This window comes from Labrenzia sp. C1B70, from assembly GCF_000475395.1.
Taxonomy (GTDB): domain Bacteria; phylum Pseudomonadota; class Alphaproteobacteria; order Rhizobiales; family Stappiaceae; genus Roseibium; species Roseibium algicola.
The window spans coordinates 669,711-682,500 of the sequence record NZ_AXCE01000034.1 but is presented as its reverse complement, the minus strand read 5'-3'; the positions used below and the strand labels follow the sequence as shown (position 1 = coordinate 682,500).

Here is a 12,790-nt window from a genome sequence, read left to right as displayed (position 1 = left end):
TGCAACTTATCGCCGCATAACAGACTGGTCAGACGGGCGTTTCCAATGCCTGTGGGAGTGACGCCGCTTGCGACGGCATGCAGGCCGCGCCGGATGGGGCTGATGATACCGGATCCTGACGACCAGGCGACGCTGGATGTATCGGCGGCGATAGCCGTGCTGCAGTCCAGAATTGAAAAGGCCGGGCTTTCTCTGAAGGAAAGCGCGGATTTTGCGCTTTTCGAAAAAACCGTCCGGAGCACCGAAGACAAATACCTGATGGAAGACTTTTCACCGCGGTTTTTCGACCTGCACGGGACGACAGCGTTCTGGGTAGGGGCCGTCAACAGCCATGGTAACGTCGTGTCTGTGCAGGCTGCAAAGGTGGAAGACCTGAAAGACAGGAGCCTTGCCGAGCACTGGCATCAGCAGCAACGCAGGATCTTTGTCGATCCAAACCCTCAGGTTCGCTTCGGTACAGACCACGCACATGACGCCTATTTCATGCGCGGGCGTATTGTCTATCACGGCAATCTCTGGCTGAGACGGGACATCCGGGGGCAAGGCCTTGCCGAGCCCTTGACCCAGTTGGGGTTTCTGCTCTCACTATTGAAGTGGTCGCCGGATTATCTCTATGGCCTGATGGCAGCAAAAAGCGCAGAAAAAGGCTTCGGCATCCGGGTCGGCTACCGCAGGTTTGTGCCACGCGGCACGCATTGGGAGATTGCGCCTGGACATATCAGGCCGGACGACTGGCTGGTCTATGCCACCAGAAGCGATCTACACGGCCTTGTAAAACTTATCCTCAGGTCGTCCGCTGAAGATCCTGAATGACGCCCAGGTAGGCGCAGAAGCGAAGATCGGATTGCAGCGAAGGTCGCACGGCGACGATCAAACGCTCGAATGCAACTTCATAGAGTTCGCCATTGACCTGAATTTTCGTGTGGGCGTAGCCGTAATAAGGCGTGCCTTCCAAAGCCTTGCGATAACCTTCCGCCGAAGCCTTCTCAAGGTCCGGATCAGGTGTGCGCAGACCGCAGGCGGGTGTCGCCGGGCTTGCCCAATCTTCGCCGAACAAGTGTCGCTGCCCACTTTCCTTGCCGACATAGAAGATCGGAGGGGGAGCGTTTCCGGGCATCTTGTCCGAGCAAAGGCTCAAATGAGGCAGGAACGGTTTCAGGCATTGCTGAATCTGAACCGTATCGGTCGACATGATGCTGTCGTAGAACGCAGACACAGCCGGGTCGGCAAGCCCTTTTTCAATGGCCTGTATGCCGAGTTCCGAAAAATGAGTATCAGGGCGTGTTAGCACGGTCCTCTCTCATGTTTTGATTTGTTCCATCCGGCAAAAATCGACCAGGGACACCGCACATGTTTGGCCGTTTGCCAATAACCATTTCTACCGGTCGAAGGCTTTCAACAACAGCGACATGACATTCAGGAATTCGTCGCGTTTTTCCGGTGACAGATCGGTGGGATCGGAAACCGAATAGTCCAGCGTCAGGATCATGTCCCACATTTCAGTGAGATTGGCGTCGTCGATCGCCGCTTTCAGTTCGATCGGCGCAATTTTTTCCGGCGCTCTGGTGACCGGCCGAACATGTTCCGGAACATACCCTTCCAGTCTTTTCAGAAATTCGTAATGCATGTCAAAGCCTTATCGTTTTGATCTTTGGATCGGCCCTTTCAGGCTGTCCGGCCCTGCGATTCTGTACTTTTTGAACCTGCACTGCGTTCCGAAAATCGGCGTCTTCCAGACAAGTTCACGTTAGGGTAGTTAATAGCATGAGTTGCGCCTCCATGTCATGTTACGTGAATGTCATAAATTGCCTCTCCATCAACACCGTTAATACATACTTGTGCTGTTAAATGAGTCGCCGACGAACCGAAGATTGCGGGTTGCGGCCAATATCGGTGTTGACACCGGCGGCAAAGGCGGGAAAAAGCTGCTGTAAGGAATTGCATCTCACATATTCAGACTTGAGGGCACTGTCACATGGTTGCGCGCATCTACCGTCCGGCGAAAACCGCCATGCAGTCAGGCAAGGCGAAAACCCAGAGATGGGTGCTGGATTACGAGCCGGAGGTCGCCAAGTCCGTCGAACCTTTGATGGGCTACACGTCGTCTTCCGACATGAAGCAGCAAATCCGGCTTTATTTCGAGACTTCTGAAGAAGCTGTCGCATATGCGAAGCGCCATGGCATTCCGCACAGGGTTGAGAAAGCCCAGGAACGCAAAGTGCGCGGGTCTGCCTATGCGGACAATTTCAAATTCAACCGGTCTGCGCCCTGGACCCACTGAACAAGAACGTTCGGCTCCTCTGACCTGTTCGGCAAGAGATCGGATTGTCTGTTGAAAGCGCCGATTTCGAATCGACACGAGCCGGGTTTTTGACGCATTAGGGCGGTGGAGGCGATCGCCGGATCGGGTTGCCTCCGGACGTTTGGTCTCGATCCAAGTTTGCATGAACGTCTGGCAGGCCTCAGAGATGCTGCCCGATAGTCTCATCTGGGAACGGTTTGCGTTCCTGAGAAATTGGCTCCGTAGCTCAGCTGGATAGAGCACTCGCCTTCTAAGCGAATGGTCGCAGGTTCGAATCCTGCCGGAGTCGCCATCTCCTTGATTTTTTTTGAATAAGTCCTGAGCTTCGATGCCTCTACCTTGCGTGGAAAGGCTTCCTGCCGTGCAGATGTCCTTAACTGGACGTTCAAGTCAGGTACTTGGAAAAAGCCTGCAAAAAACAAAAACCGCCGGCCCCTGCAATATAGGAGCACGGCGGTGTTTCTAGACCGCGATTCGCCTGAAGGTCAGAGCGTCTCGGACTTTCCCGATTCCACCTTCTGGCCAACCATGAGCGGCGTGATCTTTGTTTTGAGGATCATGTCCACGTCCTCGGAACCATCTTCCAGGGACTGAAGAGCCATATCCAGGAAATAGGAACAGAACGTACGGCCGTCCTTGTCCGATTCTTTTTTCGTGTAGCGGATCATGCGCTTGATCGCCTCGATTGCAGGCTCCTGCTCGAGTTCAGTGCGGTCCGATTTGCTAACGGTCTTAGACATTTTACTACCCACCAGTATTTGATTTGCCGATTGCAGCGTCGCTGCTGTGACCATCCGTTTAAAGCATGCTGTTGCAGCGTGAAATGAGCGTGATAAGGTGCTGTTGTGTTTCAGGTTGCGTGATATTCGCGGTTGCGCGAAGGCGACGGCTGAAGCGTGCATTTCAAATACGGGGAATTGATGGCAATCGCGTCCTGCTTTGCATGCCTTGGGCGGCCTTTGCTCCTTGATAGCGACCAGGAACCTGTGGCGGTCAAGACCCGCAAGGCTCTGGCGATCATGGGCTATCTGAGCCGCATGAGCGGTATGGCGTCGCCCCGGGAAGCACTGGCGGATTTGCTTTGGAGCGGGACAGACCGCCACAAGGCAATGCAATCCTTGCGTCAGGCATTGCGCCAGTTGAAGAGCGCCGAAGAAACGGCCGGCATCGATGTAGTGCGCTCAGCGCCAGGTCACATTCAACTCGACCCATCGGCGTTTGCGTCTGATCTCATGGCCATGAATACGCTCCTGGAACGTGGCCAGGCAGCGGATTTCCGCAAGGCGGGGGAACTGTGGCGCGGCGAGTTCCTGACCGGCTACGACGATATCGATTCTGAATTTTCCGAGTGGCTGACGGTCGAGCGTGAACGGGTGCGCTCAGAACTCATCAGCGCCGCCTTCAAGCATCTGAACAGGATATCCACGGAAGACGGGGGTGTGCAGGCAGAGGCCGGGGCGCGTTTTGTCCTGAAGCTCGATCCTGCGTTTGAGGCGGCCCATCGCGTTCTTATTCGTCTCTACATGAATCTGGGTCAGCCCGAGCGCGCCGAACAGCAGCTCAGATCCTGCGAAAGGGAAATGCGGCTCCATCTGGATGCTGAGCCTGATGAAGAGACGCGGAAGCTGATGATCGTATCGGAGGTCGAAGCTTCTCCGGTGCCGGTTGGTAGAAGTGATGGTAATAGCGGCGGAAACCGAGGGTTCCTGCCAAATTATGATGACTTCGTTCCCTTGCCAGAAATTTCCATTGTCTCGTCATCCCTATTGAAAAAAGGGCTGAACGACGCGATCCATCTGAGAGAGGAAATCGTTTCCGGCCTTTCTTCGTTTCGGTCGTTCGAGCTGTTTGAATCTGAGTATTTCGGCGAAGAAAACGTGCCACGTCCAACCTTGATGGAAGGTCACGAACTTGGCTGTTATCTGCTCAGGTTCCGGCATGACGAGCGATCGGGCAAAGTGGTTGTCCAGTTCGAGGACAGGGGCAACGGTCAGATTGTCTTTAACGAGATAATTGACCTGCAATACTGGGACGGTCTGGTGCCGGCTGCGAGCCAGATTGTGAGCCGCATCCATAACCACGCGACCAGCAGACTAAGAAACCCCGCGAAAACATCCGTTTTCGCCCGTTGGTGTCAGGCCGAAGCCCTGCTGTGGGATTTCACGCCGCAATCCGACGAAAAAGCGATGCGCTTGCTGGATGATCTGGAGCGCACAAATCGCTCGTTCTCGATGACGTATGCTGGCAAGGCATCGATCATCATGAAGCAGGAACTGCATTTCCCGCTCATGGACAAGACGTTTTCCGGTGAAGAAAACAATCTTCTGAACCTTGCCGAAAAATCGATCAGGCTCGATCCCTGGCAGGCGGTAAATCAGCGTGTTTATGGTTGGGCACTTATTCTGTCCAATATGCCTGACGAGGCGCGAAGAGCATTCCAGAATGCTGGCCGTCTGAGCTCGGCTGATCCCGCCAACCTGATGTCCGTTGCCGAGGGCCTGGCTTTCTCCGGCGACATCAACGAAGCACGCGTTACGGCTGAAAGAGCTTTCTCACTCTTCGCGTTTGTTCCCCGCGTTTTCTACGAGTACCTGGCGAACATCTATTTTGCCGCGGAAGATTACGACAGCGCGATAAAGCAGATAGAGCGGGGAGCCGGGGTTGGTATCAGTGGCTTGACCACTCGTGTGGCCGCTTTGGTCTGTGCCGGGCGAGAAGAAGAAGCCATGCAAACGCTTGAACGCTTTGGTGAAAACCGTGCTGCCTTGCTGAAAAACTCTCCCGAGCTTGCGCAGGACCCCAAGAGCTGGAGAAAGAAGATCAATTTCTTCCAGAACGAGAAAGTGCGAAACGATTTCGATAAGGGCGCAGCTTTGGTGCAGCGGTTCCTGTTCGACGGTTCCGGTTCAATTTAGCGCGAACGTCGAAGACAGAGCTTTCAGATACTCCTCATTAGCACTGTTCAGCTTTTCTTCGTTCAGACGAAAAGGCAGAGCTACGGCGTTCGGATTGTTTTTCTGATCGACGATCTTGAACCGCATGAGCGCCACCGTCTCTTTCGGCAGGCCAATATTGGAAATTGCGGCTAACGGGTCTCGCTCGAGCTCGCGTCGGAAGTTTTCGTCGGTCGCTGCCCTGGCGATGAGTTTGCCAAGGTCTTTGACGTTGCTCTGGTAGTAGGGAAATCTGGCCATCGTTACCCCAATCGGAAAGAACGACGGCCTTCCTGCGCGAAGCAAGAAGGCCGGAGACGTATCGTGACGACCTTACCGGCTTACTCCGGGACGTCTTCGTAAAAGCAATTGCCGAGAGCTGCTTTACCGAGTTCTTCGAAATATTTCTCATCGCCAGCAGCAACGCGCGCTGCATCGATTTCTGCCGGGATGATGAGGTGGACGAGGTCAGCAGTGTCGGCGAAGATTGCGGCATCGGAGTTGATGCCAACTTCAGCCAGGACTTCAGCCGGGTTGGCAACCAGCCGCTCACGTGCTGTGGCGTTCTGAATGATCGCGCCAAGTTTCGCGCCAATTTCCAGTTCAGTCCGGGAAGTTGTGTCAGCGTGCATTATGAGCCTCCGATAGGTTGAGTTGCAATGTGTCCTGCCTGGTGGTGGGATGGTCACCTGGCTTTTTGAAATTCGGTCAAACTTTAGTAAATAGTTATGTATTGAGACTGTTTACTACTGATCGACTGCTTTCGAATAGAATGTAGAACGGGGGAATGAACTCGCTCAATGGCAGTTTTGTTAATCTACGTTGTGTGCAATTGCAGGGTGAGGCGAAGTAAATTGCCATATCAAAACATAAGCAGCCGTCCCGCATCCTCACTGTTGGCGGCGGTGTCTCTTCTATGATCGTTGAAAGTGGATTTGCGGACGACGTACTTGCGGACCTGTCGCGTTTGGGCCTGATAGCGGTGGAGCCGGGCGTTGAGGGAGATCGTGTGCGCTTGCTGGAGCCGGACCTTCGTCTTTTCCTGAAGCTGCTTTCGTCATTCTCCCCAAGACTGGTCCCGATGACACGCCCCGGATGCCCGGTGCATTTTTGCACGGGGTTGCTCAAGTCATCTGAAACTGATGCAAAAGAAGTAACTGCTGCAGGGGCACCAATTCCTGCCGGTGGACAGGGGGATGTCGCATCAGTTGCAGCCATTAGTTGTATTGGAGAGCTTTCCGAAAGGCTAACCCTTTGTAGTATCGGGATTAGTGACAATAGGATTTTCAATTACGACAAAAAACAACCTCAGGTAGATTTCGGTCGATTGCTTGGATTGAGTGAAGCCCAGGCAAGTGTCGCTCTCGGCAGGCTTCGTCTCGGGCGGGATCTTTCACGCGTCAACTCTTCAGACTGGTCATCTCTTTCAGATAGGCGCGTCCGGTTGCGGAATCTGCAGACTGATGAAGAGGCGCAGTGCCTTAGTTTGGGAATTTTGTTTAACGAAGCCGATGAGGTTACGGGCTTACGTTTGCCCTTTGCTTCGAGCGTAGGATGCGCTGTCTGGCATGACCTTGAGGGAGCGCGCGCGCGCGCGCTTCTTGAGCTTGTAGAGCGTGATGCAGTTGCGCAGGCCTGGTACAACCGCCTGGGGATAACTTCTCTACCTGAAGGCTATGTGAGGGAAATGCTCCCTCCAGATCTGGTCCAATATCTCGATGACCAGCCGCGGGAATGGGAGCTCTTGCACGTCGACACGGACCTGCCGGTCCAGGTGGTGATTTGTGTCTCTCATGACGTTTACGGCCGGGGTAGTGCGTTTGGATCATCCGCCGGTTGGGACACCGCACAGGCCTGCACCAGTGCAATTCAGGAAATGTTGCAATCGGAAAACGCGCTCTCTCTGATGGACAAATCCTATCCCGCCAGTCACGGCGCAAAAGAAGCGCTGAGGTCTCTACCCAGGCAGCTGGCGTATGCCAGAGAGCGCGTGATTTTCGAAGATCTGCCGTTGCAGGGTGCGGTTGCCACGCGTCCTGAGGTTCTGGAGAAGACCTCGACTTTTGAAAGCCTGCTTCAGGGCTGTTTCGACCGCGAGATCAGCCTTTGGGAGTTTGATGCGACCCGCCAAGACCTTGCAATTCCCTGCATCAAGCTGTTGTCCCCCGAGCTTTGCAGTTGGGAGCCAAGGTTCGGCAAAAAAAGGTTGTTCGACGGGGTTGTAGAGCGTGGTTTGCGAGACATTCCCGCGTCCGAAGCAGAATTTGCCGCCCGACCATTTCCCTTTTGAACGATTGACAGGCTGATGCGCCGGCCTTAATAAAATATGAGCCGTGCATTCATGTTTTGTTTGCGAGGCGTCCGGATGACAACTGGGTCATTCGATCTCTGGAAGAAGCCTTTTGGCGGAGCTTGGCTCCGCCCTTTTTTCAGGTGTCTTGTTATCGGACGGTCGGTCTGCCGTCCGCATAAGGGCGGGACAGTGTCATCACCCAGAAATTGCGCCATTTGCCATTGTTGCGGTTGGTTCTGGCAATACCTACCCGTGTCACGTAGGGGTTGAGAAGGTTCTTGTTGTGGCCTTCTGAGCCTTGCCAGCCACGGAAGGCTGCTGCCAGATCAGCATATCCCGCCCCCAGGTTTTCCGCGCCTGCGTAATTTGCGTATCCTGCCTTGTCGAGCCGTTGTGACAGACCGAAGGCACTGTGAGCCCAGGTGTCCATACTGTCGCGCTCGGCGATATGGCGTGCCATCTTTTGGGAAACGACATCCAGTTCCGGGTCGTGGCGCAATGCGGGCAGGCCTTTTTGCTGCCGATAGGCGTTTATCATCGACAGCATCTGCGCCTTGTCGACCGGCTGGTCCGTCAGCACTGTCTTGTCTTCAAGGTCGCTTTTTCCCGGCAAGGCACCGCAGGCGCTGAGGGAGGCCGCGAAAAGGCCAAGCAGCAACAGCGCCAAGAAGCGTTTGGGCAGGGCGATTACGGACATCAGGTTTCATCTCCCGGCCAGACGACGCCTTCATCGGCGAAGAAATGGTACGGGCCAGGATACGCTTCCACGTAGGCCATATGTGACACCACTCCGGTTTTCGGCGAATGATAGTGGAGAAAATAGGCCGCGGGTTCGAAGTTGAACATGGCAGGGCCGTCTTCCGTCAGGTCGAGGACGACCTGGTGACCGGTGCTAGGAGCAAGCGTCATCACCTTTCCGGCAAAGCTCGCAATGATAGGACGGTGAAGATGACCGCACAGGAAGCGCGCAACATGCCGGTGTGGCGAAACAACTTCTGCAAGCGCATCGGCATCCACAAGTCCGATGTCGTCCATGTGTCGGATCCCGGAAAGTGCAGGCGGGTGGTGGAGGGCGATCAGCGTTGTCTTGGCGCTTTCGCGCAGCCGGCTGTCGAGCCAGTCAAGCTGTGCCTGACCGAGCCGACCACGCGGATCACCTGGAATATGGGTGTCCAGCGCAATCAGGCGGATATCGCCGATGTCTGCCGTATAGCAGATCTTGTCTTCAAGGCTGCCTGAAAGACCTGGAAAGCTGCTGAGCTCGCGGCGCATGACTTCTGTGCCGTCGTGGTTCCCGGGCACAAGATAGACAGGCATGTCGACGCGCGAGAGGATCGAGCGGGCGAGTGCGTATTCCCTTGGATCGTTTCTGTCGGTTATATCGCCGGTTATGACGAGAGCATCAGGTTTCGGGGTGAGACTCTGCAGCGACTTGATCGCGCGCTCGGCGAGCATATTGGTGTCCGAAACGCGATAGCAGGGCAAACCTCGCGGACGCAAATGCAGGTCCGTCATATGAGCAATCAATGTCATGGAAAACCTTGTGACTCGTCAGGTGGATCATCTGCCCGGACGATAACCGTGCGTTCGAAGAGGGCAAGCACTAGTTTCCCTTTTTGAAAAGCTCATGTAGGAGAAGCGTTCAGAAACGGGCGGGCAGGGGCGACCGCCCAGACGCAGAACACCGGGCGCAGGACACCGGACGCAGGAACTGGACAAGAAAGTTGATGTCGGACACGCGCGACGATCAGAAGCCCGAGGCGGCAGGCAAGGCAGCCGGGAATTCCGAACGCAAGGACAACGTGGACAGCCCGTCGGCTGCCCCGGTTCGGAAGCCGATCTGGTTGCATATCTTCGGCCACGACATCACAGCCCCGTTCCTTCTGTTGCTCCTGTCGCTTGCCTTGTTCGTACCAGGTCAATGGACGGTACCTCCGCTGGACAGGGACGAACCGCGTTTTACCCAGGCAACCAAGCAGATGCTGGAAACGGACGATTACATCGACATTCGTTTTCAAGATCAGGCACGTCACAAAAAGCCAGTCGGGATCTATTGGCTTCAGGCAGCTGCCGTAAAGCTGACAGGGCAGGGGGCGGACGCTCCGCTTTGGGCTTATCGACTGCCTTCCGTCATAGCCTCGATAATCAGCGTTCTGGCAACCTTCTGGCTTGCACGGGCATTCATGGGGCCTGCCGGTGCGCTGTTGGCGGCAGGTTTCGTGGCGCTGGCGATCATTGTCGGCGTCGAGGCGCGACTGGCAAAAACTGATGCCGCGCTGTTTGCAATGATCATAATAGCGCAAGGTGCCCTGGCGCGGATCTGGTTGAAGGATCCGGACAAACGGCTATGGGGTCTTGGGTTCCTGTTCTGGACTGCACTTGCGGGCAGTGTCCTCATCAAGGGGCCGGTTGGACCCATGGTGATTGGCCTTACGGTTGTTGGCCTCATGGCCATGAAACGGAAAGCTGCATGGTTCAAGGGAACGGCGCCAATCGCGGGTCTGCTGTGGTTCGTGCTGCTCGTCTCGCCCTGGTTTGTGGCAATCTGGATCGCGACGGACGGAACGTTCTTCACTGAAGCCATCGGCAAGGACCTCCTTGGCAAGGTCGGGCAGGGTCAGGAAGGTCATGGAGCACCCCCGCTTACCCATCTCGGGGCGATGTTCGGCATATTCTGGCCTTTGCCTGCATTCTTCGTGATTGCCCTGCCGCTCATCTGGCATGAACGAAAAAGTCCGCTGGTGACGTTTGCCGTTGCCTGGTTCGTCCCAAGCTGGATCGTGTTCGAACTGGTTGCAACGAAGCTTCCGCATTACACAATGCCGCTGCTGCCTGCGCTCGCGCTACCTGTTGCTGCTGCGCTGATGGAGGGGGCTGGCGCCACGACGAGAACGTGGCTGCGTTGGGTAGCGGCAGTGTTGCTGGCGGTGCCTGCGTTGGGGTTGGCCGTCGCCGCGTTTGCCGGTCCTTTTGCCCTGGGTGTCTGGCCGTCACCTCCCGGAGCCGTTCTGCTTGCAGTGGGAGCTGTTTTTGCGATTGCGGCAGCATCCCGGGTTCTGCGAGGACCGGCACTCTATGCTTTCCCCGCCATCTGTCTGACAGCGATCTGCGTCAGCATCGGGTTTTGGGGCTTTGTCGGCCCAGCTCTTACGCCGATCTGGGTCAGTCCGCGCCTTGTCGCGGCCATGGACGAAATCCCCGGTTGCGCAGACAAGTCGAACCGTCTGGTCGTGACCACCGGTTTTCACGAACCCAGTTTCATATTCCTGGAAGGCACGACGACAAAGATCGTTTCGGCGCAGGATGCCGCCGCCTTTCTTGCTGCCGATGAAGCCGCGAATCCAGCTACCTGCCGTATCGCGGCAATAGAAAGCCGGGAAGAAGCCGCGTTTTTGGCCGCCGCAAAGGAGATTGGTCTTGTGCCGGAGGCTGTAAAAAGGGTAGACGGCCTCAATATCAATGGCGGGGACGATGTCGATATCGGGCTTTATGAGAAGTCCGTGCCGACGACGGTTTCAGAAGACGGCAATGAGCAACAGCAGTAAATTTGTCTGGCATGTTCTGGCGCGCATGCGCGGGAATTCTCGGCGGGCTGCAATACTGTTTTCCGGTCGCAGGGAACGTGCGCGCCACAATAGGGATCCGCTTCCTCCCGGGCAGCGGCCGCAGGATATCCTTGCAGTCCTCTTGTTGACGGTTGGCATTGCAGTCGTTGCGTTCGATGTTCCGACCTATCCGTGGCTGCGCTCGCTCCCGGGCGAATACCGGGCCGCCTTCCGAACCTTCACCGATATCGGCAAGGCCGACTGGATCCTCGTTTCTACCGGTCTATGCTGCTTGTTTCTGCTGGCGCTGGATGCCGGGCGCTACGCATTCCGCCTGCGCATGGCAATCGGCGCAGTGTTCACTTATGCGGCCTTCATCTTTTATTCAGTCGCCGCGACGGGGCTTCTGGCCATTGCATTCAAGTGGTCGCTCGGCCGGGCGCGTCCCAAGCTTTACGAGGAAGTTGGTCCGGTCCGCTTCGACTTTTTGGCCTTCGACGGCACCTTCACCAGTTTCCCCTCTGGTCATTCGACCACTGTCGCTGCGCTTGCAACTGCGCTGGCCTTTATTTTCCCGGCCTACCGTTGGCTGATCATTGTTGCGGGCTTCTGGCTTGCGTTCAGCCGCGTCATGGTCGGGGCGCATTACCCCAGCGACGTCATCGCAGGCACGCTATTGGGGATGACGTTCACCTTTTTCACGGTTCGTGCCATGGCCCGGCGGCGGATCGGCTTTCACCTGTCTTCCTCCGGAAAGATTGTACCCAACATGAATGTCCTGTCTGCCAAGGCCTGTGTGCGGGCTGTCTGGCAGGTTCTGCGCGGCCAGCGTGGCGCTGACCGTGTGGAAGCCGAGGTCCCTGCGGCAGACACGACAGAACGGACAAGCGCATGACACAAAGCTATCTGGAAGCTGTTGCGGCCAGCAAGGGCGCGCTCGCCGTCACGGTCGTGGTTCCCGCGAAGGACGAAGCGGAAAACCTGCCCATCCTGCTGGATGAAATCGAGGCAGCATTGCAGGGCAGGCGTTTCGAGGTCATCGTCATCGACGATGGCTCGTCCGACGGCACGGATATCGTGTTGCAGGATTACGCGGCAACCCATGACTGGCTGCGGCCGGTCAGGCACGAGAAGTCTTGTGGCCAGAGCTGCGCGGTGCGCACTGGTCTTTTGAATGCGAGGGGCGACGTCGTCGCGACCATAGACGGCGATGGCGAAAACAACCCCGCCTATATTCCAGCGCTTTTGGACGCTCTCGACGCTGCCGGCCCGGCAGTTGCTCTTGCCGCCGGGCAAAGGCTTGGCCGCAAGGCCAGCCTGGCCAAGCGCTATGCGTCGAAGTTTGCCAACAAGCTGCGCGGCGCGATCCTGCGGGATAACACTCGCGACAGCGGTTGCGGCCTGAAGGCCCTGCGCCGAGAAGTGTTCCTGCAACTGCCGTACTTCGACAGTTGGCACCGGTTCTTGCCCGCACTCGTGATCCGCGAGGGTTACGGTGTCACCCATATCGACGTTCAGGACCGGCAGCGGCGCCATGGAACGTCTAAATACGGGATCTTTGACAGGGCGCTGGTCGGTGTGCTGGATCTGTTCGGAGTGTGGTGGCTGCGACGCCGCCGTAAAAAAATTCCGGATGTTCGGCCACTGACCTGATTAATGCCCCAATCCGGGTGGAGAAGCCCGCCGACCTTTCAAAAACACTGACTGGACCTGAGAC

The 12,790-nt window shown here is 56.4% G+C and carries 14 protein-coding genes and 1 tRNA gene; 8 read left to right on the top strand and 7 right to left on the bottom strand.

What is annotated here, in order from left to right:
* Window positions 1-102: 102 nt before the first annotated feature.
* Window positions 103-813: a hypothetical protein gene (locus Q666_RS57645; RefSeq protein WP_031268595.1), complete on the top strand. Its 711-nt coding sequence runs from the start codon at window positions 103-105 to the stop codon at window positions 811-813.
* Here the strand turns inward: Q666_RS57645 and Q666_RS57640 are convergent.
* Together Q666_RS57640 and Q666_RS57635 are read right to left on the bottom strand one after the other, a co-directional pair.
* Complete coding sequence (locus tag Q666_RS57640) at window positions 785-1,291, bottom strand: hypothetical protein (protein ID WP_022998833.1); 507 nt, start codon at window positions 1,289-1,291, stop codon at window positions 785-787. The two genes, Q666_RS57645 and Q666_RS57640, sit on opposite strands and share 29 nt — an antisense overlap.
* A gap of 87 nt (window positions 1,292-1,378) precedes the next feature.
* Entirely contained in the window at window positions 1,379-1,627 is a 249-nt protein-coding gene (locus tag Q666_RS57635; protein ID WP_022998832.1) for a hypothetical protein, read from the bottom strand.
* Window positions 1,628-1,975: 348 nt separating this feature from the next.
* Between Q666_RS57635 and Q666_RS57630 the strand changes: the two genes are divergently transcribed.
* Both Q666_RS57630 and Q666_RS57625 read left to right on the top strand, forming a co-directional pair.
* The gene (locus Q666_RS57630) at window positions 1,976-2,281 is read left to right on the top strand and encodes an ETC complex I subunit (RefSeq protein ID WP_022998830.1); all 306 of its coding nucleotides are present in this window, start codon (window positions 1,976-1,978) and stop codon (window positions 2,279-2,281) included.
* A gap of 236 nt (window positions 2,282-2,517) precedes the next feature.
* A tRNA-Arg gene (locus tag Q666_RS57625) sits at window positions 2,518-2,594 on the top strand.
* Window positions 2,595-2,787: 193 nt separating this feature from the next.
* Here the strand turns inward: Q666_RS57625 and Q666_RS0133935 are convergent.
* Complete coding sequence (locus tag Q666_RS0133935) at window positions 2,788-3,042, bottom strand: hypothetical protein (protein ID WP_022998829.1); 255 nt, start codon at window positions 3,040-3,042, stop codon at window positions 2,788-2,790.
* Window positions 3,043-3,321: 279 nt separating this feature from the next.
* Between Q666_RS0133935 and Q666_RS57620 the strand changes: the two genes are divergently transcribed.
* On the top strand, window positions 3,322-5,217 hold the full coding sequence (locus tag Q666_RS57620; protein WP_161633207.1) for a BTAD domain-containing putative transcriptional regulator: 1,896 nt from the start codon (window positions 3,322-3,324) through the stop codon (window positions 5,215-5,217).
* Here the strand turns inward: Q666_RS57620 and Q666_RS57615 are convergent.
* Together Q666_RS57615 and Q666_RS57610 are read right to left on the bottom strand one after the other, a co-directional pair.
* Complete coding sequence (locus tag Q666_RS57615) at window positions 5,209-5,496, bottom strand: hypothetical protein (protein WP_022998827.1); 288 nt, start codon at window positions 5,494-5,496, stop codon at window positions 5,209-5,211. The genes Q666_RS57620 and Q666_RS57615 overlap by 9 nt on opposite strands.
* Before the next feature lie 80 nt (window positions 5,497-5,576).
* Window positions 5,577-5,867 (bottom strand): hypothetical protein, encoded by a 291-nt coding sequence (locus Q666_RS57610; protein WP_022998826.1) that lies wholly within the window; start codon window positions 5,865-5,867, stop codon window positions 5,577-5,579.
* Between the two features lie 284 nt (window positions 5,868-6,151).
* Here Q666_RS57610 and Q666_RS65170 point away from each other — a divergent pair, with 284 nt between their 5' ends.
* Window positions 6,152-7,525: a YcaO-like family protein gene (locus tag Q666_RS65170; RefSeq protein ID WP_022998825.1), complete on the top strand. Its 1,374-nt coding sequence runs from the start codon at window positions 6,152-6,154 to the stop codon at window positions 7,523-7,525.
* Window positions 7,526-7,676: 151 nt separating this feature from the next.
* Here the strand turns inward: Q666_RS65170 and Q666_RS57600 are convergent, their stop codons facing one another.
* Together Q666_RS57600 and Q666_RS57595 are read right to left on the bottom strand one after the other, a co-directional pair.
* Window positions 7,677-8,225 carry a CAP domain-containing protein gene (locus Q666_RS57600; RefSeq protein WP_022998824.1) on the bottom strand — a complete coding sequence of 183 codons (549 nt, stop codon included), beginning with the start codon at window positions 8,223-8,225 and terminating at the stop codon, window positions 7,677-7,679.
* A complete protein-coding gene (locus Q666_RS57595; protein ID WP_022998823.1) occupies window positions 8,225-9,043 on the bottom strand; it encodes a phosphodiesterase in 819 nt (272 codons plus the stop codon). The genes Q666_RS57600 and Q666_RS57595 overlap by 1 nt, the downstream gene beginning before the upstream one ends.
* Before the next feature lie 212 nt (window positions 9,044-9,255).
* On the opposite strand from Q666_RS57595, the gene Q666_RS57590 reads away from it, so the two are divergent.
* From Q666_RS57590 to Q666_RS57580, 3 genes are read left to right on the top strand one after another with little or no spacing between them, the layout of a single operon-like run.
* Window positions 9,256-11,073 carry a glycosyltransferase family 39 protein gene (locus Q666_RS57590; RefSeq protein ID WP_022998822.1) on the top strand — a complete coding sequence of 606 codons (1,818 nt, stop codon included), beginning with the start codon at window positions 9,256-9,258 and terminating at the stop codon, window positions 11,071-11,073.
* The gene (locus tag Q666_RS57585; protein WP_022998821.1) at window positions 11,057-11,968 is read left to right on the top strand and encodes a phosphatase PAP2 family protein; all 912 of its coding nucleotides are present in this window, start codon (window positions 11,057-11,059) and stop codon (window positions 11,966-11,968) included. Before Q666_RS57590 ends, Q666_RS57585 begins: the two co-directional genes overlap by 17 nt.
* Entirely contained in the window at window positions 11,965-12,726 is a 762-nt protein-coding gene (locus tag Q666_RS57580) for a glycosyltransferase family 2 protein (protein WP_022998820.1), read from the top strand. The genes Q666_RS57585 and Q666_RS57580 overlap by 4 nt, the downstream gene beginning before the upstream one ends.
* Window positions 12,727-12,790 lie beyond the last annotated feature (64 nt).